The 17,973-nt window shown below is 42.9% G+C and carries 25 protein-coding genes; 2 read left to right on the top strand and 23 right to left on the bottom strand.

Going from position 1 to position 17,973, the window contains the following annotated elements; all coding sequences use genetic code 11:
• Nucleotides 1–90: 90 nt before the first annotated feature.
• From GVN16_RS12855 to GVN16_RS12840, 4 genes are all read right to left on the bottom strand, one after another.
• Nucleotides 91–534 carry a DinB family protein gene (locus tag GVN16_RS12855; RefSeq protein WP_166564297.1) on the bottom strand — a complete coding sequence of 148 codons (444 nt, stop codon included), beginning with the start codon at nt 532–534 and terminating at the stop codon, nt 91–93.
• Nucleotides 535–549: 15 nt separating this feature from the next.
• A complete protein-coding gene (locus tag GVN16_RS12850) occupies nt 550–1,053 on the bottom strand; it encodes a hypothetical protein (protein WP_166564296.1) in 504 nt (167 codons plus the stop codon).
• A 61-nt stretch (nt 1,054–1,114) separates the two neighbouring features.
• The gene (locus GVN16_RS12845; protein ID WP_166564295.1) at nt 1,115–2,035 is read right to left on the bottom strand and encodes an alpha/beta fold hydrolase; all 921 of its coding nucleotides are present in this window, start codon (nt 2,033–2,035) and stop codon (nt 1,115–1,117) included.
• A 159-nt stretch (nt 2,036–2,194) separates the two neighbouring features.
• Nucleotides 2,195–2,911 (bottom strand): DUF3667 domain-containing protein, encoded by a 717-nt coding sequence (locus GVN16_RS12840; RefSeq protein WP_166564294.1) that lies wholly within the window; start codon nt 2,909–2,911, stop codon nt 2,195–2,197.
• A gap of 277 nt (nt 2,912–3,188) precedes the next feature.
• Between GVN16_RS12840 and GVN16_RS12835 the strand changes: the two genes are divergently transcribed.
• On the top strand, nt 3,189–3,398 hold the full coding sequence (locus tag GVN16_RS12835) for a hypothetical protein (protein ID WP_166564293.1): 210 nt from the start codon (nt 3,189–3,191) through the stop codon (nt 3,396–3,398).
• A gap of 17 nt (nt 3,399–3,415) precedes the next feature.
• Here the strand turns inward: GVN16_RS12835 and GVN16_RS12830 are convergent, their stop codons facing one another.
• Together GVN16_RS12830 and GVN16_RS12825 are read right to left on the bottom strand one after the other, a co-directional pair.
• Complete coding sequence (locus tag GVN16_RS12830; protein ID WP_166564292.1) at nt 3,416–4,315, bottom strand: phosphotransferase; 900 nt, start codon at nt 4,313–4,315, stop codon at nt 3,416–3,418.
• Nucleotides 4,312–4,872: a dihydrofolate reductase family protein gene (locus GVN16_RS12825; protein WP_229244144.1), complete on the bottom strand. Its 561-nt coding sequence runs from the start codon at nt 4,870–4,872 to the stop codon at nt 4,312–4,314. Before GVN16_RS12825 ends, GVN16_RS12830 begins: the two co-directional genes overlap by 4 nt.
• A 187-nt stretch (nt 4,873–5,059) precedes the next feature.
• On the opposite strand from GVN16_RS12825, the gene GVN16_RS12820 reads away from it, so the two are divergent.
• The gene (locus tag GVN16_RS12820; RefSeq protein WP_166564291.1) at nt 5,060–5,557 is read left to right on the top strand and encodes a hypothetical protein; all 498 of its coding nucleotides are present in this window, start codon (nt 5,060–5,062) and stop codon (nt 5,555–5,557) included.
• Nucleotides 5,558–5,742: 185 nt separating this feature from the next.
• On the opposite strand, the gene GVN16_RS12815 is transcribed toward GVN16_RS12820, so the two are convergent.
• The 17 genes from GVN16_RS12815 to GVN16_RS12735 all read right to left on the bottom strand — a co-directional run bounded on the left by GVN16_RS12815 (nt 5,743) and on the right by GVN16_RS12735 (nt 17,970).
• Nucleotides 5,743–5,949: a helix-turn-helix transcriptional regulator gene (locus GVN16_RS12815; protein ID WP_166564290.1), complete on the bottom strand. Its 207-nt coding sequence runs from the start codon at nt 5,947–5,949 to the stop codon at nt 5,743–5,745.
• A 3-nt stretch (nt 5,950–5,952) separates the two neighbouring features.
• Nucleotides 5,953–6,510: a hypothetical protein gene (locus GVN16_RS12810; protein ID WP_166564289.1), complete on the bottom strand. Its 558-nt coding sequence runs from the start codon at nt 6,508–6,510 to the stop codon at nt 5,953–5,955.
• 141 nt (nt 6,511–6,651) lie between these two features.
• Nucleotides 6,652–7,008, bottom strand: coding sequence for a VOC family protein (locus tag GVN16_RS12805; RefSeq protein ID WP_166564288.1), 357 nt, complete (start codon nt 7,006–7,008; stop codon nt 6,652–6,654).
• A 70-nt stretch (nt 7,009–7,078) separates the two neighbouring features.
• Nucleotides 7,079–7,648, bottom strand: a complete 570-nt coding sequence (locus GVN16_RS12800) for a Crp/Fnr family transcriptional regulator (RefSeq protein WP_166564287.1) — start codon at nt 7,646–7,648, stop codon at nt 7,079–7,081.
• A 15-nt stretch (nt 7,649–7,663) separates the two neighbouring features.
• Nucleotides 7,664–8,122: a VOC family protein gene (locus GVN16_RS12795; RefSeq protein ID WP_166564286.1), complete on the bottom strand. Its 459-nt coding sequence runs from the start codon at nt 8,120–8,122 to the stop codon at nt 7,664–7,666.
• A gap of 172 nt (nt 8,123–8,294) precedes the next feature.
• On the bottom strand, nt 8,295–8,879 hold the full coding sequence (locus GVN16_RS12790) for a hypothetical protein (protein ID WP_166564285.1): 585 nt from the start codon (nt 8,877–8,879) through the stop codon (nt 8,295–8,297).
• A gap of 176 nt (nt 8,880–9,055) precedes the next feature.
• Nucleotides 9,056–10,255: an AraC family transcriptional regulator gene (locus GVN16_RS12785; RefSeq protein WP_166564284.1), complete on the bottom strand. Its 1,200-nt coding sequence runs from the start codon at nt 10,253–10,255 to the stop codon at nt 9,056–9,058.
• A 183-nt stretch (nt 10,256–10,438) separates the two neighbouring features.
• A complete protein-coding gene (locus tag GVN16_RS12780; protein WP_166564283.1) occupies nt 10,439–10,858 on the bottom strand; it encodes a hypothetical protein in 420 nt (139 codons plus the stop codon).
• A gap of 121 nt (nt 10,859–10,979) precedes the next feature.
• A complete protein-coding gene (locus GVN16_RS12775) occupies nt 10,980–11,552 on the bottom strand; it encodes a hypothetical protein (RefSeq protein WP_166564282.1) in 573 nt (190 codons plus the stop codon).
• A 58-nt stretch (nt 11,553–11,610) separates the two neighbouring features.
• On the bottom strand, nt 11,611–12,222 hold the full coding sequence (locus GVN16_RS12770; RefSeq protein WP_166564281.1) for a YdeI family protein: 612 nt from the start codon (nt 12,220–12,222) through the stop codon (nt 11,611–11,613).
• A 127-nt stretch (nt 12,223–12,349) separates the two neighbouring features.
• Entirely contained in the window at nt 12,350–12,811 is a 462-nt protein-coding gene (locus GVN16_RS12765) for a MarR family winged helix-turn-helix transcriptional regulator (protein WP_166564280.1), read from the bottom strand.
• On the bottom strand, nt 12,804–13,250 hold the full coding sequence (locus tag GVN16_RS12760) for an EVE domain-containing protein (protein ID WP_166564279.1): 447 nt from the start codon (nt 13,248–13,250) through the stop codon (nt 12,804–12,806). The genes GVN16_RS12765 and GVN16_RS12760 overlap by 8 nt, the downstream gene beginning before the upstream one ends.
• A 190-nt stretch (nt 13,251–13,440) precedes the next feature.
• A complete protein-coding gene (locus tag GVN16_RS12755; RefSeq protein ID WP_166564278.1) occupies nt 13,441–14,706 on the bottom strand; it encodes an NAD(P)/FAD-dependent oxidoreductase in 1,266 nt (421 codons plus the stop codon).
• Nucleotides 14,707–14,734: 28 nt separating this feature from the next.
• Nucleotides 14,735–15,493 (bottom strand): AraC family transcriptional regulator, encoded by a 759-nt coding sequence (locus tag GVN16_RS12750; protein WP_166564277.1) that lies wholly within the window; start codon nt 15,491–15,493, stop codon nt 14,735–14,737.
• Nucleotides 15,494–15,615: 122 nt separating this feature from the next.
• Nucleotides 15,616–16,629 (bottom strand): SDR family NAD(P)-dependent oxidoreductase, encoded by a 1,014-nt coding sequence (locus GVN16_RS12745; protein ID WP_166564276.1) that lies wholly within the window; start codon nt 16,627–16,629, stop codon nt 15,616–15,618.
• Nucleotides 16,630–16,725: 96 nt separating this feature from the next.
• The gene (locus GVN16_RS12740) at nt 16,726–17,466 is read right to left on the bottom strand and encodes a trypsin-like serine protease (protein ID WP_166564275.1); all 741 of its coding nucleotides are present in this window, start codon (nt 17,464–17,466) and stop codon (nt 16,726–16,728) included.
• Between the two features lie 51 nt (nt 17,467–17,517).
• A complete protein-coding gene (locus tag GVN16_RS12735) occupies nt 17,518–17,970 on the bottom strand; it encodes a DinB family protein (RefSeq protein WP_166564274.1) in 453 nt (150 codons plus the stop codon).
• Between the last annotated feature and the right edge of the window lie 3 nt (nt 17,971–17,973).

Genomic DNA, 17,973 nt, shown 5'->3' with positions numbered 1-17,973 from the left:
AGCAAATGAGCTGCAAAGCTTACGGTGGGTTCCTTGAAACGCTCAATTCAGTCAGATTTTTATGCCCTTTTCTCACCATTAATCCAAGACTCATCTTTTATACATGATATAATCTGTAGTAAGCGGCTGCAATCCCTGCACCCTGAATTCCGTTGCAATCTGTCCCCTGTGATAGGTAGAGTGATTGATCACATGAAAAAGAACGTCTTTAATTTTGTTATTGAACGTGAATCCTTTTGAGTTGGTGTAGTTGATCTCTGCCTCCAGGTCAAAGTGCTCCAATATGTCGAGACTGTTCAAGTAGTTGTCTTCATTGATGCCTAGCCAGGTTTCCAAAGGCTGATTTTGCCAGACCCCAAACGGCTTCCCTTTCAGGTCAATGCGATGGTTCCATATCTGGTGGGCGTTCAGGATATGACTGAAAACTCCTTGATATCTTTCCGACACCTTCCCGCTGTTTTCTATGATCTCTGTTGCCAGCTTTTGATTATAATGGTAACTATATTCAAAGAGGCCTTTAAAAAAATCTTTCATAGGTGTTCTGTTAAATTATTCCAGATGATCTCTTAACTCATCTTCGTCCATGCGATAGATCCGTGTATAATCACCAAACTCCGTGCCTTTCAGTTCTTCTTCAATCACCCTTTTAGCAATGTCGAAGTCGACCACCACACAGCCAACCTCCATGCTGCCGCTTCCGATGATGCTGCCGTCGACCTGCCCGAGTCCGGTCCAACCCAACAGCTCGTCCAGGTGTTCCTCCAGGCGGTATCTTTTTCTAAGGTCTTCTTCAGTCCCGAAACCCTCTGTTTTATATTCTATTTCCAGAAACGCGAGATTATCTTCGTCAAACTCTTCATAGCCTTCCCTTTTTTTCTGATTAATTTCTTTCCTGACCGTCTTCCTGAAATTTGAAAACGGAGCCGACTTTACTTCGCTGCGATAGCCGGTCTCGCCCACCACTCCCCAGTGAACAATGACCGTCTGATCATCCGTATCCCAAGTTTCCCAATAATGAAGCTGGCCTTCAATGGTTTTAAATAGCTTAAGCATTATTTACTTTTATGGTTGTATTCCCTTAAATCTGTCCAGTCTCTTTTCTTTCCAAAACGTGTTAATGACCAGAAGACTTGCCGGATAAATCTTTATTAACAGCATCCGTCAATATTTTTATATTGGCGATCACAGACTCGGGCTCGTCCCTTTGGATATAATGCCCGGCATTGGTGAGATAAATCAACGCTCCCGGCTTTTTTGAAGCATAAATGAGGTGTTTCCACCTGTCCATATTTGAATTGTTTTTCACATGAAAAAACTTCTCATGATCATACTCCTTGCTTCTCATTTCCACTGGTACCTCAAATTTACCCCCGACAAAAAAATAAACCGGGACGCTGGGAAGTGGTAATTTACTCACTTCCGCAAAATCGTTTCGCCTCAGTTCGGTCAGTACCTGTAATTCGCTCCAGGGGCCGTAGTTCAACGAATCTGTTTTGGAAACCTGGTAAAGACGCCTCCGGAGCATCGCTTCAATTTTTTCTTCCGGCAGGCCCAGGGTCCTGAAAATATTGTTCCAATCGTTTTTCGTCTCTGTAAAATCAGCGGGGTCAACAAACACCAGGCCCGCTACCTCATCCGGATAAAAGCCGGCATAAGTCCGGATGTAAACACCCCCGAACGAATGACCGACCAATATATAGGGTGGCGGAATATTCAAAGTCTTTAAAATGGCACGCAGGTTTTCATTGACAAACTTTATCCCGGGCATCTGGTAAACCTTCTCCGACTTACCGATCCCTGCCCGGTCATAAGCCAGCACAGGAGCAAAACCGGAAATCTGACCAATGACTTTGTCCCAGTTGTCGAGTCTTGAACCCATGCCGTTTTCGAAAACAATCACGGGTGTTCCCGGAACCCTGCTTTCCATTCCTTTTGTGTACACATTAAAATGGATTCCGTTCGCTTTGACCAGCTTTTCCTGGGCGTAAGTAGCAACAGAAAGCGTCAACAAAATCAGTAGGCATCTTATTCTCATTTGACAGACAAGGGGTGTTGGTAAGACGGCAGTCGCAACGGAGTAAGGCGATCGTTACAGTCTGGTGAGTCATTTATAAGCAATATCTTCCTAAAATTAAAAAATAGCTGTCTCAATTTACCCTGAGACAGCTTTTTTTATTATGAAATGGAGCAGATCTTATTTTTTAAGGATCACATTCAGAAAGATACCCAACAGGTTAACAGACAGCATGAACATAAAAAACCCTAACAGATAAGCCAATAAAGCCTTCAGATAAACCATCCACTTTCGCTCATTAAAGAATTGCCCGATAGCCCAGACGGTATAAACAATGGTAAGCGGAAGATATACCGTTTGTAATGTATCTGTTTTTGCCAGGTAATCTATCACAAGAAAGATAACGCCGATCAGCATACCCAGGCCCGTCAGATAAGACAGCAGGACAAAGTTTTCAAAATAATTATACCCTTTCTTCCTGAAAAACCATTTTACGGTCAGGGCCAGAAAGAACATTTCAATGATATTTGAGTAATTATAGTGATCAATTATCCATTGCGACAGTTTGTCAACATAGCCTTTATCAACGGTCACCACCGTATTGTATTTCCCGATGTAATGACTAACAAAAGAATAGATAATAGAACAAATGATCAGAAATCCGATGGGTTTGTAATGCTTAGCCCTGTCGCCCTCTATGAACTTCCGGATAGAATGACCCGGTCTGGTCAGGAGTTCTTTGACGGTAAAAAGAAACCCTTTCTCAAAATGCAGGATGCCGTGCTGAAGTTCGTGCACTACATAATGCCTGTCGATCCTCTTTATCTGGGCGGACGTTCCGCACTCGGGGCAATACTTTGTTTCAAATTCGGCGGCACAGTTTCTGCAAGTATTCATTGAACTGGTTTTTTATCATCATTTGGCATGCGAAAGTACAAAAGTTGGCAGAAATACAAAAGTTAAGAAATAGAATTCGGGGCAATAAAGCTATTCTTTTCATGTCTATAAAGATCAACAATCACTTCCTGTTCTTCAGCATCCTTAGTTATTAACAAATCATGCTAACCCTCTCTCCGACAGTGATGTTTCTCAATGAAAATAAATTTATAATTAACTTTGTGTTTCAAAGTACTTTTAATATGTTTGTGTCTCAATCTTTAAATCATTATCAATTATGAAAAACAAGACAGGTAAAATCGGTGGTTTTGTCGCAGGCGTGGCAGGCTTTCTTCTGATGTTCAAATTAATCATTCTTGACAACACTGCTCCGTCTGATGAGCTTGCTCCGGGTATTGTCGTCATTGCGTCTGTACTAAACGGTGTCCTTTGTGGCTTTATCGGCTCCCGCGTTCAGAGCTATTTTATGAAGAAAGCGGTAAACTGAAGAACGGATGCTCCTGGTCAGATCGATCGCCAGTGAGCCCCGTCAGGTTTATCGATATGCAGGCTTTTTGCGGCCCACTCCAGTTCAATGGTGATGAGTCTCCTGAAGACTTTCTTCAGCCACTCCGGCATTTCATTATCATCATTCAAACGTTGAATCAAGCCGCCACATAAAAATGAAGCGGCACCAGCTCCATCAGGCATCAGCTCAAATGGTTCCGGCCCGCCCTCCAGGTGAAGTGTTGGCAGAAGATTCGCGACGTCGTATTGAGCATGACCTCGGGCGGTATGACTCCAGTCTACCAATATCATCTGTGAACCGGCAAAGCAAATATTATCGCTTCTTACATCGCCATGTACCAGACTGTTGCCCGTTCTGTCATATTTCTTTTCAGCTTCGATCAGGTGTGTGATGGCGTGATTAAACCATTTCTCTGTACAAAAATTCAGTTGTAACAAAGTCTCAGGGTTTTCAGCAATAGCAGGCCAGGCGGCATGTTCTTCGTTGGTCATCGCTGGGAGTAAGTGAACGTCTTCAATATCCCGGAGTTCCTCAAGGCCCTCCATCAGCCGCCCGAAATCACCGGTTCTCCAGCTTACACCTGCATGGCTTGCCGGCCAGTAAGCATCACTTAAGTCCTGAGTGATCAGGACCGGGTAAATGCCGGGTTGGTCTATCCAGGAAATAACTTCCGGCATAAATTTTCCGCGGATAGACGATAATGCCAGGTGCTCATTTCGCAGCCAGAATTCTGTAGCCGCATCAGTGGCTGCTTTGACAAAAACTTTATCGCCGCCTTTCAGCTGCACCGAGTAACGATGTGCCGCAGACAATCCGCAATCGGGTTGTCTCCAATCCTTTGTTTTGGTGTTGAAAGTCTCTTCAATAAGATCGAGCAGGTATTGCGGGGGTGTCATGATGCTTCCCCTTTCTTAATTTCATACCACATCTCGACGATCCCCGTCTTGTAGCCCGATACGTTTCTCAGGTGAAGGGTTTGCTCCGGCACGGTATCTTTGAAAAAAGGAATGCCCTCTCCCAGTATAATAGGTATGACAGACAACCTTATTTCATCAGCGAGTTTCAGACGCATAAAATCTCCGGCAAGCTCAGCCCCACCCACCAACCATACATTCTTATAGCGAGGTTTCAGGTGTTCCTCCACCAGTTTATGCAGCTCGCCCGCATATAATTCGATATTATTCCTTTCAACGGGCAGGTTACGATGACTCACCACAACGGTCGGCGTATCGCCGTAAGCCCAGCCGTAGTCCTTTGACAGTTCCAGGGCGTGTTCATAAGTTTTTGACCCCATCACAAAGCAATCGATGGTCTTCATAAAAGCCTCGGCATTTTCTTCCGTGATGCCGTTTTCATAGTGATCGGGCGTTTCAAACCACGAAACGCTGTTGTCTTTTTTGGCGATGAGGCCGTCTAGACTCGAAACCATGTGTATGGTCAGTTTAAAGCTCATTTTTGCTACTTTTCAAAAGGTTGATCATTGTGCACAAATATATAAAAACTCCGTTAACATTTTCCTTAACATTGAAAACCAGCCTGTTACATTTTTTTTGATTTTATATTGCTTTCATGAGCAAACCAAAACGCCGGGAAGTGCATCTAATTGGTAAATCACATTAAAATAATAAATACTTACAGTTATGAAAAAGCTAATGCTCCTCGGATTATTAATTACTACAGGTTTATTTCAATCATGTACTATAAATGATACCCCTGCCCCTGTTACCAACGAACTTCTTGCCGAGGTTTTTGAAGTAAAGGCTGATTTTACGACAGCCAATAATTTCCGTAGTTTCTATGATCTGAAGCCGGTCATTTTTGAATCTGATGTATTGCTGGTGTATGAGTTCTCAGGAACAGACAAAAACGGGGCGGATATCTGGAAACCTCTTCCACAGATATACACTTTCAACGAAGGGGTGATGCAATACAATTTCGACTTCACAAGATCTGACTTCAGCATTTTTATGGACGCGAACTTCGACCGTCTGAAACTGAACAGCACGTGGAGAGTAGGCAAGACTTTCAGGGTCGTGATTGTACCGGGTAAGTTTGCCAAAGGCCTTGACAAAAACAATCTTGACAGTGTGATGAAAGGTCTTAACCTGACAGAACAGTCGGTACTGCCTTTATACTGATCATTATTCAGCCGCTCAAACAGTGTCTCCGGTTAGTCCGGGGCACTGTTTTGTTTTTAGGATCGAAAGAATGCAGGATTTTTTCTATGGATGAATCTGAAGGAAATGTCCTCCTCACCGGTCAAAGACCAGCAGTCGCCAACTGGGCGTTCCCGTCCGTACGTCCAAGACGTTGGACAGCTGACTTATTCGTCCCTGAACTCGAGGATATCTCCGGGCTGACAGTCCAGCACCTTGCATATAGCCTCCAGTGTACTGAAACGAACGGCTTTGGCTTTCCCGGTTTTTAAGATGGAGAGGTTGGACAACGTCAGATCGACTTTCTCGGAGAGTTCGTTGAGCGACATCTTCCGTTTGGCCATCATCACATCAAGGTTGACTATTATCGGCATAAGTTATATGGTTAATTCGTTTTCATTTTGAATTTCAATCCCTCTTTTAATGATGTGGGCTATGGCAAAAAGTATGACGGACATAAACAGCCACACGTCGGCTCCTTCGAGGTGTAAATATTGTATCATGGGCATCTCAACGCCTTGCTTAACGATCCCGTCTGCATAGCTGACTGCCCAGGCACAAAATATACCTATTAAAAAGGAAAGAAACGACAGATTAAGGATAAAGCTGCGGAGGGTGTTGCTGAAAGGCTGGGCTATGCTGATTTTCCTGTCATGCAGGACTTTGATGATGAGATAGAACATGATGGCTTTCAGCACGGAAACGATGCTCATCATCACAAGAATGACAAAGAACTGGGTCTGGTCGAAAGCATAAAGGGCGGAAAGATCGACCTGACTCCAAAGCCAGAGGTTTTTAACAAACTCAGGTTTTGCGAGGGCAAAAACAGCTGCGACGATAGAGCCGCCGGCCTGGATGCTTACCCCTACGAAGATGATCCAGGAAAGGATATACAATACCAGTAGTATGTGTTTTGTGGTGATTTTAATCTCCATGATTGTTTATTTTTTTAAATTGATGATGCAAACATAATAATTATTTATCGAAAAACAATAAATAATAATCTTTTTTCAAAAATATTTCAATTTTCAAAACAGACTGTCCGACATCACGGAAACAGTGTTTAAATATCAACATTATATACTCTGCCCGAAAGTCAGCAGGTTATTATCAGGGTCAAGCAGGGCAAACTCCATTTGTCCCCAGGCTTTCAGCTTAAGATGTCCGTTGGGATGTATCTGGGTTCCGGTTTCCTGCAACAAGCGGTAATATTTTTCGATATCGTCAGTTCTGATATACACCTGTCCGTAATTCTCTTTGGGATCAAGGTCTTTAAATTCAAAAAAGTGGATCTGGATGTGGTCTTTCTGTATCATCAGGTAGCCTTCGTAATCTGCACTTCCAAATTCGCTGAAACCCAGCTTGTTTAAATAATAGTCCCTTGTAACGGCCTTGTTACGCATGGGTAATTTCGGATGAATGTCTGTCAGCATTTGCATTTAAATTTTATTTGCACAAAGTTGGTGGTAATCCTGAGAAATAAAATTGATTGCAATCAAGAAATCAGATGAGCCTGGCCCGTACCCTGCTGAGCGTTTCAGGGGTCATTCCCAGGTAAGAGGCAATCTGCATTTGTGGAAAGCGGTTGATCCATTCAGGATGTTTCCGGAGAAGTTCTGTATATCTTTCGTCAGGGCTTTTTGTATTAATCGTGGCGATGTGGGTAGCCGAAATTGTCAGATTAGCCATCAGAGCATTCAACATCCGGAAAGAGGGGTGCAAGTCCATCAGAAAATGGAGGTCTTTGAGTGCCATAAAAGCAATTTCTGAATGCTCAAGAGCTTCAATGTAATTTTTAGAAGGCTGTTGTATCAGCAGGCTTTCCAGGTCAGCCACCCATTGGTTTTCAGTAAAAAACTTGATGGTCAGTACACTGTTTTCGGTTTCGGTGCACATCCGGAAACTGCCGCTCAAAACAAAGGCCATTCCGGAAGAAACCTGCGTCGGAGTCAAAAGAAAGTCCTTTTTTTTAAGTTTTTTATAAATGAGCCGGCCTGTAAACTGCCCAAGCTGCTCCTCCGAAAAAGGATATAGTTTTAATAACGATTTCTTTATTTCTGAAAAGTCTGTCATTTTAGCTGTTGATTACTATGGAGCTGTTCCTGGTGCTTCCGGACCATTGGTTTTGATCCACTCAGAATACCTCGTTTCTTCCGGAACATTAGCAGGACTTTCGAAAAAGAGATGATAACCGTCAGGATCGCTTATTTCCGTTACCCAGAGGTTGTTGCCGACAAAGGGTTCTTTCGGAACCAAACCTCTTTCCAAAATATCCCGGTAGATTTTTAGGGCGTCATTACACATAAAGACAATACTGACGCCCACACCACGTTTTTCTGCCGGGACATTATTCCTGTATTCCTGCAACATCAGCGAGGCTTCTCCGAGCTGAAGCCAGCACCACTCAATAGTACCCTCAGGTTCCCATTTGATTTTGAGTTCAAAACCGAGGCCGCTCAGATAAAAGTGAAGAGACCTCGCCATATCGGTCACCATAAAAAACGGAACGGCCTGCTTTACATTCGGGTTTTCTGCCGGGTTATCCATTGTCTCGCTGTTTTTAAAACTACCACCTGTTCAAATATAGCTAAAACAAAAAGAGATTAAAAGTAACCTGGAGGCTTATTATAAGATGCAGATCAGACGCGGTGAGTTTGCTTGTTAAATGCTGAAGCCGGGAAGAACATCTCCTCCCGGCTCCAGCATGTTTTTAAAGATGTTAAAAAATCAGACCTACTGCCCAGGTAAGGGCCTTGGTATGTGCATAAAGTATTCCACCGACAACATTAGATATCACAGTAGTAGATAAGTTATCTTCAATACTGGCTATCAAATAGAGTTTATTGTCTTTTATGGCAATACTCATGTAGTACGGGTCAGGACTGACCAGAGTCGGTGTCTGACTTGTTAACTCTCTGACGGGCTCTCCGTCAAACCCGAACAAGCCCAGACAATAATCAGGTCGACCGAAAAAGGGCCAGTTGGTTGAAGAGAATTTAAAATAGCCGCTCTTCTCAATTGTTTTTCCTTCAATCTTACACGTCACAGCAAAATGCAGGGTGCACGAAGCTCCTGTTCCTCTGTCGGTTACAGAGGTCGTTGACAGGATAGAATGACCAACAACACCCCCTCTGCCGTCCTGTGTGCGGGGTGTAACTTCATAAGGAGCTTTCCTTGACGAGGCCCCTTCTAGATAGGAGTACCAGTCGTCCCGGCGTTCAATTTCAAAACGGGTAACGTTAAAAGTACAGTTTTCTGGAAGAGAGCTCAGGTAGAGCGATTTTGATAATTTACCAATTGCCATAATAATTTGGGTTTAAGGGTTACTGCAAAATACAGCGTTGGTAGTTATCCGGTTTTAAACTATCCGCTTCGTATTTGCGATGGCAAAGGAATCAAGACGGGCGTAAAAAAAATAATAGTTCATGTTCCGTTTACTGAAAACGGAACATACCCGACGGGCATTGAATAAGGAAGTGTTCAGTTAGCTGGCACATGCTTCCTGATATATTGCGAAGGATTGGAGCCGATGTGTTTTTTGAAAGCATTATGAAAGGTCGTGCGTGAAGTAAAACCGGCATCATTGGCAATGGCCTCTAATTTAAGTGTTTTGAAATCTCCGGCATTAATACGCTTAAGAATGTACCGTATCCGGTACCCGTTAATAAAGTCAGGAAAGCTCGACTCATAATGATTATTCAGGATATAAGACAGATAACGGTGGTTGATATCCAGTAAATCAGCCATACCGTTCAGGGTGAGGTCTCGGGTAAAACATTGTGATTCTTCCATCAGCGTCTCTATGCGTTCGATATATTCATCTACTTTGTCATCAGATAGCGGGACTTTAAGCTTTGCCCGGTTAGGAAGATCTGAAGACAGAGTCGCATCGCTGATCACCTTAGCATCGCCGGGCTCTGAGGTTTCTACAGGAGCCAAATTGTACAAAATCTTAGGAAAAAAGAATAAACACAGGCAAACACATAAAAATGTGACGCTGATGTAGATTTTGGGTAATGCCAGCAATTCAAAGAATGGCTTCCCGATCCCCTGGTTATAATAGATCGTGACCGCACTGACCAGCATCCCTGAGTGAAGGATCATAAAAAACAGGGTCAGTAAAATTAACCAGGTATAGCCCGGCCAGATTATTCTTATACCACCGGCTTTAATGGCTTTATAAATCAGAAGGATCTGAAAAACAGAGTAGATAATCCCCTGTACCGGCCTTATCAGGAAATGCAGATAACTGGGCAAAAAACCGGTTTTCATTAGATAGCAGTTGTTGACATCTTTCATGACGGCATCGACAAACGCCAGCTTAACGGAGGTATCTGATAAATAGTAAGGCATCAGATCAACGACAGAGAGCATGAACGGGAGAAAATGCCAGTAGTCATAGCCGGAAAGGGTCTTTTGTTTGTGTAAGATATTCCTGACATACAGATAGTTTAACGCAGGGATCAGATAATAAAAAGGGGCACCCACACGATAGAGATAAGGAACCTTGTAGATAAGAAATGTAGCTGTAAGCAAATAAAACAAAGCCTGCCACCAAAGCGTAAAAAATGATAGCCCGATTAAACGGTTATTGACATTTTTTGCCGTGATAATTAAAATAATACTGGTAACGAAACCACAGATGATTCCGGATAAAATAAGAATGTCAGGGAATTGCATTTTACAAAGGAAAACCTATGTACTTGACAAATTTTTACTCTGGGCCGGGAATTGCTGAACGAGCTCACTCATCTCATAAACAATTCCGTTTTTATAGAAACTAAAAATACAGTAATTGTCTCAGAATTACAAAACTTATTTGCCGGAATGGAAGCCAGAAAAAATGTGCTTCCGTGGAGAACTTTACCCCTTATCCTGACCATAAGAAAGAGCTTTCATTTCCACAGAGATCAGAATCCCTATCACCAGGAGTTCAAGCAGAAAATAAGTTATACCCAAAACCGTCAGGCTCTTGTAAAAGTAAATGACCAGCCCCACGGTGGAGCATGCGTATAAGAGGTTGGCAATCACGATTATCCTCAGGAAAAGACGCCAATTGCCCTGCACAAAAAAACAGCAACAGATAGAATAAACAGCATAAATACCGGCCACCAGGGATAAATTAAAAAGGACTGCCTTCGGCATCCCGAACTCATTTTCAAACCTGGAAAGAATCATGCTTAAAAGAAACGAAGTCAGTGCTGCCCCCAAACTGTCTGTTAAGAAGACTTTCTGAGGATTTGAAATGATCTGATCAATGGCGAATGACGTTTTGGCTTTCATACTTTTGCAGAGAAAGTAACCGGACCCGGCTCCGATATATTCGAAAGTTAAAACAAAAATGACAACAGATGAATAAATATCGATTAAAAGCCTCCGGTTAATGTAAATAAACCGGAAGTGTTTATTCGTTTAACAACTCTTTGTTTCCGCTTTTACTTGTCCATACCCTCACCAGGCCATTCTTCGCGTTTTGTCCGTAACGGGCTGCACTGATCTGGTCTTTCTTATAATCGATAAAATAAATCTCATCGGGCTTTAGTTTTTCTATGGCCTGCCGGGCTTTAACCTGGGGTATATTTTCATTGTCAATCCACAAAACAGGGTTTTTAAGATAAGCAGAAGCGGGCAATTCAGAGCCTGCGTACCGATCAGAAAACTTGCCTTTGATGTCTTCCAGTGCTTTAGAAATTTGCCTGGCTGATTGTTTATAGGCAAATGAAATGATCACGAGCTCGTTGTTCTTATACCCGTTCATCCCGCTTACCTTACTGACCTCCACCAAGTGTTCAATAGGATAAGACCCCAGGGCTGAGTCTATCCTGACCCTTTCTCTGGGTTGATAAAGCACACCGTTGATGACATAAGCCACATCACTTTTCAGTTCATACTTTTTATCAAAGGCTTTTTTGTCAAACCGCTGTGCATTTGAAATCTGTATTGATAAGAAAAAAAGGAGTATCAAATGATTTTTCATTGCTACAAGATTTGATTGGGCACTATGAATAGCATGCAGTTTCACTCAGCGGTACCTTTTACTTTGCATATTGCCAGAACCGGCTTTTTCCTTCGGCGATCCATTCCAATGACTGGTCTATCCGTTTTTGTCTTGTAGCGTCTGTTTTCGCGTCAATGATCCACACTAAATATTCCTTGCGGAAAGAATCGGATTTGCTTTCAAATACTTCTCTGGCCTTTGGGTTGGCTTCAAGCTGTTCTCTGAAAGCGTCAGGCATTTCCAATACTTTCGGCTTATCCGACTTAGGCCTTTCCTTTTTTATTCCTTTCTCATTCAAATCCATCGCCTCCTGAATATATGCAACCAATACCTCCTCAGAGGGCAAATCCGACAGGGATTTAACCTTATCCAAGTAACCCATCTTCTTTCCTGCTTTTACACTTTCAATGATTTTCGGATCGCTCATTAATTCCGCTTTATAAAGGCTGAATGAACAATGGCTTTTGAAAGATCCAAGTATACACATCATGTCGCCTTTATAATCAAAATGCGGATAACCCCATTTCACTACTTCCTGCACATCGGGACAGGTGTCATGGATTATTTTACGCAGATGTTCCAGTATCGGTTTAGCAAACTCTGCTGATTTTGCAATGTATTCATCAACTTCCGGATTGAATTGCGGCATTTTTTTATTTTTTAATGATTCCGATCGTAAATCTTCTTTGCTGAAAAACAGAAATATCAAATCCCTGGGTTGACAAATTTCAGCCTGACTAATGTACAAAAGTTCATTAAAATATCAAAAAATGCTTCTATTCACTTTTATTTTCCTCGATGAGTTTTAACATCACAGCATTGAAAGACGGGAGTTTTGTTTCTAAAATAGAGAAGAAATCAAGGTCGGTATTTTCAACATCTTTAAGGGCTTTTTGCAAGACAGTTCCCCCAGAAGCGGTTAGCCTAATGGTTTTTGCCCTGGTGTCCTTTTCGTGTTCCTGCCGGGTTATGAATTTTTTTTCTTCCAGCGTCCGCAATACCTTGGACACCATCATCCTGTCGGCATTGCTCTGCCTGGCAATATCCACCTGTGTTACGGCATTGTTTTCTTTTGAAAGCCATGCCAGTGCTGCCAGCAAAACAAACTGTGTGTGTGTCAGGTCCAATGGATCAAGGACCTTCTTTTGCCTACGCTGCCATAGCATGGTAAGCTGCCCGAGCAGGTAACCAGGGCTTTCTTCAGGACTTTTAAAATGAAATTCAATTTTTTCAGGCATAACTCTCTTGAATCATTTGCGAGTAGATAATATCAAAATCACGTTGATTTATTTCAAAGAAACCAAAACGAAATGAATAACCCCAATTTTTTTTATTCTGAATAAAATCCAGATCGTTTAGCAATGGTAAAATAGGAACATCTTTCCCCGGCAAAAATTCAATGACACGTCTCGAAGGACAAAAATCTTCCGACACCTGCACCTGGTACACTTCGTCATTCACTACTTCGCATATGGCTGTAAATTCCTGGCATTTTTCGGGTTTACCCATCACCAGTTTTCCTGAATAGTAAATGATAAAATCCCCTTTTCTCATCCTTTTCAAAGGAGAGGATTTTCCGTGACAAGCCTGGGCAATGCCTTCTGCAATGCCCGTTTTAACATGGTCTTTCGAGGCAACGATGACCCAGTATCTGGTATTACGCTTTTCTTGTATCATAAATGGTCCTGGTTAACTTTTATGACCTTTGTATCCTTTTACAGGCATTTTGATGGTCAATACAATTTTACATATTTTAATAGTTGTCATAAATATAGTATGTTTGACAACAATAAGCAGGCATTTAGAAAAATTCCTTTATACCTGCTGACAAAATGATGTTAAAGAGAGCATATCAGGAGCATTAAACTTATGTCAGAACAGTCTGCTTCGGTGAAAGTCCGGCAACTTTCCGCACAAAAGGCACCAATGTTACATGGATGAACATCTTACTGACAAACCTGGCCTGTTTTACTATATTCGTGCTGAACATCGTCAGCATATCATCCAGGGCATCCGGCTGATGCATCCATTCTGTGTTAAACAGTGTTCCCTGCCCTATTTTAGAAAACCTTTTCAGCATCCCTTTTTCATAGGACGCAATGGCTGTTTGTATATCAGCAAATGCTGGATCGGTAAGGGCTTCGCTCAATTCCAAAGCATCCAGCATGGCCATATTTACACCTTCTCCGGCAAATGGCGGCATCCAGTGGGCAGCATCGCCCAGTAGCGTTATATTAGATCTAGTCTCCCATTTCTGGTCTAAAGGCATGCAATACTGTGGCCGGGGGATAAACAGCGTGTTTTCACCCGCAAACAGCTCGTGCCAGACACTGCCCCATTCCGAAAACTCTGCTTTAAACCAGGCCAATACCTGTTTATTATCCTTAAAATCTATTCCGCTTTCTTTATGCCAGTATTCATCCGTTTTACAAGCCGTGGTAAAACCAAAGCTTCCATCACCTTTTGAACTCACTATCAGGGTCTTTTCATTGCCGAAGGCAAAGATCTTACCGCCTTTCAGTAGTTTATGAATTGTCGGAGCCGTTTTTTCAGCGTCTTTTATAGAGCCTTCGACCATCGTTATGCCCGTCCAGAAAGGTTTAATATCTGTGACAACGGCCCTGATTTTGGAATTGGCTCCGTCCGCCCCGATGACTATATCTGCTGTGTCGGTATTCCCGTTTTGAAACGTCAGTTTCCAGCTGTCCTGAACAGGCTCAACCGATAAAATATGACTGTCCCAAACCACCGTACCGGGATCTAACGAGCCAAGCAGAATATCACGCAAAGGACCGCGGTCAATCTCGGGTCTGTGATGCTTGTCCCCGAATGTTTCGGTGTCTTTTTCAGCATGCTGGTCGATGTAAATTTTCGCCTGGTTATCCATCACCCGCATTTTCTCAGCTCCCGGCCTGTACCTGGCCCTGAATTCATCCATCAGACCAGCCCTGGTCAGTGCCGCCAGACCCGATTCTGTGTGCAGGTCGAGGGCCCCGCCTTGTATCCTTACGTCTTTATCAATGTCCCTTTCATAGACTTTTACATTTGCTCCTTTGAGTTGTAAAAGTCTTGCCAATGTCAGGCCTCCGGGGCCTCCGCCTACTATCGCAATTTTTTTGTTTTTGATCATCATAATTTTAAATGTTAATGATGATGCAAAACTACTTTCCGGGCAGAGCTGAAAATTGTAGAAATCGGTCGTTTTTGTTTTTGAACAATTCTTTCGGGGTTACTCCGGACAGCTTTTTTACTTCTTTTATAAAGTGAGCCTGGTCTGTAAAATTCTGTTCAGGAAAGAGCTTCCCTTCCTTGATGTGCTGAAACGACGCCCTGAAACGCAAAATATTACAATAAGCCTTTAATGAAAGCCCGAATCGCTGGTTGAAATAACGGTTGATCTGCCGGCTCGTCCAATATACCTCTTCAGATAACGCTTTCACCGTCATTGAGCCGTCCGATGCATAAATAAGTTCAAAAAGTTTTCGTTTCCTTTTGTCTGTCTCTTTCGGAAGGAGCGTTTTTATCTTTGCGGAAACCTTATCGCAAAACCCGTCAAAATCACTTAGATCCTCCCTGGTAATGCCCCAGAAACCATCCGGCAAAATAAAGGCTTCATCCAGCAAATCCGACAACGACATCCCCAGTAGGTATTCGGCCGCAAGAAGTTTGAGATTAATGGCAAATATCAAGGTATGAGCCGGAAGCATCGTCTGCGTGGGTTCACTTTCCAGACCCATCAGTGTAATATGATAGGGTTCACTGGCAGAATAAGAAAAGAAAATGTCGATTCTGCCATCAGGAATAATTACAATTTCCCTTTCACTATCCGAAAGGTTTGCCAGCATCCAGTATCTTTCCACAAAGTCTGAAAGCAACGGGTCAGGTTGAACGATCCTGTATTGAATCTCGGCATTTGTCATTCCTCTTCGATTGTATTAGGCGGATAAAAGTACACATTTTTTGCAAATTCTATTTGCTATTGAAAACAACAGATCAGCCGGGAAGAAGCTTCCGGCTGATCTGTCTAAACGATAAGTTTTCATTACACATTAAAATTCACGCCCGTCATCTCTTCACTTAAAGCCCACAATCTTTTTGCATCAGCTTCATCTACAGAATAAGGCTGTACCCCGCGAAGTGAGAATGGCTCGTCATAGCGTTGTTCGATCTGCCCCTGGTCCAATTCAGCAATGTCACAGTTTTCACAATACACCCCACCTTTACCCTCTAAAGAGGCACTTGTAGCACACCAGATGGTAGTTGCCGCCCCCTGTTCAATGGTCTTTAGCTTCGCTGCCACACTTTCAAAAATGTTCCCGTCAGCATCATGTGTACCCATTTGCTGAAACAAGGCCATAGGTGCCACACGCCCAAGATCTGTTCCGATCACCGAGCCTGGATGTAAAGCAAAAGAACGGATACGGAAATCCTTTCCCTGTCTGTCAAGTTCAACATTAAATAAATTGGAGGCCGTTTTAGATTGTCCGTACCCTGCCAGCGTTTCATATTCCCGGTGGAGAAAATTAGGGTCTTCAAAATGAAACGGAGACATCTGGTGTCCGTATGACGACACATGCACCACCCTGGCCCCATTGGCTTGTTTGAGAGCAGGCCACAGCCTGGCCGTTAACTGGAAATGTCCCAGGTGATTGGTCGATAGCTGTGATTCGTAGCCGCGGCTATCGCGTTGCAGGGGCACCCACATGATACCCGCGTTATTGATCAGCAAGTGAAGCGGCCTTCCCGATGAGATAAATTTCGCAGCAAAAGCGTCAATAGAATGAGGATCCATTAAGTCCATGGTTTCCACTTCTATCCGGGCGATACCTTCCAGGTTCTTAAGAGCCTTTTCCCTATCTCTGGCAGGTACCACAAGATCAGCCCCGGCTTCCGCCAGTATCCTGGTGGTTTCAAGCCCGATGCCTGCATAGCCACCAGTTACAATAACTGTCTTTCCTGAAAGATCAATGCCTTTGATCACTTCACTGGTCGTGCTTTTCTCACCAAACCCCGACCCTATTGGTTTTTGTTCTGTCTTTTGATTGTCTTGTCCCATGTTTAATTAATTTTATGGGAGCAAAATTAGAAGTTAAATATCCTGGCCATTTTGTTTAAAAGGCGGATTTGCTTTGTTCAGAGGGCCCTCAGTCTCTTATTTACCAGGCGGAAGTTTATCTAAGAAAGACATCAGGCTTACCAGATTACAGGGGGAGAAGTACCTTTTGTTAGTTTGCTTATCCACAGTGGCATTAGATACAATCCCCGCTACCAGCCCATGTTCATCTAATAAAGGAGCACCGCTTAAGCCACCGAACTGCTCAGGCACAATAAGATCTTTTAATAAAATCCTGTTATCTATTGTCTTATAATATTCAAATTCATAAACCCTCTGCCCGCCGGTTTCCATTTTCCGCGTCCAGCCTGCTACATAAAGTTTTTCTCCGTCCACAAGAGGGGCTGTTCTTATTTCCAAAGGCCTAACTTTTGAGCGGTTTTCTTTAATAGAAAACACCAGCCAGTCATCATCATACGTAGATTTCGCATCCAGGGATTCCGAGTTGTTTTCGTTGAGTAGCTTATCCGTTATAACGACCTCCTCTTTTTTAGTCAGGGGGTATAGCGTCCAGTTCCTGATACTGTTTTCAAAAGTCACGGCCTTCATTTCATCTGACCTGATGATCTTCAGAAGATGCTTCGCTGTTACGGCAAAAGTGTCATTCTTATACTTTAAAAGAAAGCCGCAGCTAAATCTGGTCTGGTCGAATTTCGGATTATAGAAATCAATCTTATTAACTAAAGTAATCTCCTCAAATTTTTTGCTTGATACATTTTCCTGGCTTAAGCCATGTGTTGTCAGTAAAATAAGAAAGGCGAACAGGAAAATCAGTTTCATATGAGTTTTACAATAAATTAGTAAATGTAAGTCAGGTCAGAGATAAGTATCTCAACATCCGAACTGCCTCAGATGATGATCGTTGTGCTTATACGCCAGGATCCCGATTTGCTCCACGGTCATTTTCCCGAAGAAATCATGAATAAAGCCCGGATTCGAATAATGTGCATAATCAGCAATCAGACCGGCCCATTTCTGTCTGGTCAGTTCAATATCCCCTTCCTTTTCCCTGACCTCAAAAGCCGCACCCGAAGGCATACCCTTCTTCAGCGGACGATCGTCTTTCACCATGCCTCTAAGAGCCAGTTTCCCAAACAAAAAACCGATAAACGCCTGTTTGTACACCGGATTATTTTTGCCCTGAATCCACTCATCCCAGTTCGAGCAATGTTTCACCATCTGGTAAAGGTTCATTTTGCCCCACTCAGCGGTTTTATCTTCCGCGATGCTGTTGATCCGCTGAATTATTTCAGCTCTGAGGGTTTCGTCGAAGATTGTTTTCATAGC

It is taken from the genome of Emticicia sp. CRIBPO (assembly GCF_009905725.1).
Lineage (GTDB): Bacteria > Bacteroidota > Bacteroidia > Cytophagales > Spirosomataceae > Leadbetterella.
This window is presented reverse-complemented; position numbering and strand designations above follow the sequence as displayed.

What these genes read in the sequence shown, in the direction of transcription:
- GVN16_RS12855 (WP_166564297.1), bottom strand. Translation starts at nt 534, where the DNA reads ATGAAAGATTTTTTTAAAGGCCTCTTTGAATATAGTTACCATTATAAT.
- GVN16_RS12850 (WP_166564296.1), bottom strand. Translation starts at nt 1,053, where the DNA reads ATGCTTAAGCTATTTAAAACCATTGAAGGCCAGCTTCATTATTGGGAA.
- GVN16_RS12845 (WP_166564295.1), bottom strand. Translation starts at nt 2,035, where the DNA reads ATGAGAATAAGATGCCTACTGATTTTGTTGACGCTTTCTGTTGCTACT.
- GVN16_RS12840 (WP_166564294.1), bottom strand. Translation starts at nt 2,911, where the DNA reads ATGAATACTTGCAGAAACTGTGCCGCCGAATTTGAAACAAAGTATTGC.
- GVN16_RS12835 (WP_166564293.1), top strand. Translation starts at nt 3,189, where the DNA reads ATGAAAAACAAGACAGGTAAAATCGGTGGTTTTGTCGCAGGCGTGGCA.
- GVN16_RS12830 (WP_166564292.1), bottom strand. Translation starts at nt 4,315, where the DNA reads ATGACACCCCCGCAATACCTGCTCGATCTTATTGAAGAGACTTTCAAC.
- GVN16_RS12825 (WP_229244144.1), bottom strand. Translation starts at nt 4,872, where the DNA reads ATGAGCTTTAAACTGACCATACACATGGTTTCGAGTCTAGACGGCCTC.
- GVN16_RS12820 (WP_166564291.1), top strand. Translation starts at nt 5,060, where the DNA reads ATGAAAAAGCTAATGCTCCTCGGATTATTAATTACTACAGGTTTATTT.
- GVN16_RS12815 (WP_166564290.1), bottom strand. Translation starts at nt 5,949, where the DNA reads ATGCCGATAATAGTCAACCTTGATGTGATGATGGCCAAACGGAAGATG.
- GVN16_RS12810 (WP_166564289.1), bottom strand. Translation starts at nt 6,510, where the DNA reads ATGGAGATTAAAATCACCACAAAACACATACTACTGGTATTGTATATC.
- GVN16_RS12805 (WP_166564288.1), bottom strand. Translation starts at nt 7,008, where the DNA reads ATGCTGACAGACATTCATCCGAAATTACCCATGCGTAACAAGGCCGTT.
- GVN16_RS12800 (WP_166564287.1), bottom strand. Translation starts at nt 7,648, where the DNA reads ATGACAGACTTTTCAGAAATAAAGAAATCGTTATTAAAACTATATCCT.
- GVN16_RS12795 (WP_166564286.1), bottom strand. Translation starts at nt 8,122, where the DNA reads ATGGATAACCCGGCAGAAAACCCGAATGTAAAGCAGGCCGTTCCGTTT.
- GVN16_RS12790 (WP_166564285.1), bottom strand. Translation starts at nt 8,879, where the DNA reads ATGGCAATTGGTAAATTATCAAAATCGCTCTACCTGAGCTCTCTTCCA.
- GVN16_RS12785 (WP_166564284.1), bottom strand. Translation starts at nt 10,255, where the DNA reads ATGCAATTCCCTGACATTCTTATTTTATCCGGAATCATCTGTGGTTTC.
- GVN16_RS12780 (WP_166564283.1), bottom strand. Translation starts at nt 10,858, where the DNA reads ATGAAAGCCAAAACGTCATTCGCCATTGATCAGATCATTTCAAATCCT.
- GVN16_RS12775 (WP_166564282.1), bottom strand. Translation starts at nt 11,552, where the DNA reads ATGAAAAATCATTTGATACTCCTTTTTTTCTTATCAATACAGATTTCA.
- GVN16_RS12770 (WP_166564281.1), bottom strand. Translation starts at nt 12,222, where the DNA reads ATGCCGCAATTCAATCCGGAAGTTGATGAATACATTGCAAAATCAGCA.
- GVN16_RS12765 (WP_166564280.1), bottom strand. Translation starts at nt 12,811, where the DNA reads ATGCCTGAAAAAATTGAATTTCATTTTAAAAGTCCTGAAGAAAGCCCT.
- GVN16_RS12760 (WP_166564279.1), bottom strand. Translation starts at nt 13,250, where the DNA reads ATGATACAAGAAAAGCGTAATACCAGATACTGGGTCATCGTTGCCTCG.
- GVN16_RS12755 (WP_166564278.1), bottom strand. Translation starts at nt 14,706, where the DNA reads ATGATGATCAAAAACAAAAAAATTGCGATAGTAGGCGGAGGCCCCGGA.
- GVN16_RS12750 (WP_166564277.1), bottom strand. Translation starts at nt 15,493, where the DNA reads ATGACAAATGCCGAGATTCAATACAGGATCGTTCAACCTGACCCGTTG.
- GVN16_RS12745 (WP_166564276.1), bottom strand. Translation starts at nt 16,629, where the DNA reads ATGGGACAAGACAATCAAAAGACAGAACAAAAACCAATAGGGTCGGGG.
- GVN16_RS12740 (WP_166564275.1), bottom strand. Translation starts at nt 17,466, where the DNA reads ATGAAACTGATTTTCCTGTTCGCCTTTCTTATTTTACTGACAACACAT.
- GVN16_RS12735 (WP_166564274.1), bottom strand. Translation starts at nt 17,970, where the DNA reads ATGAAAACAATCTTCGACGAAACCCTCAGAGCTGAAATAATTCAGCGG.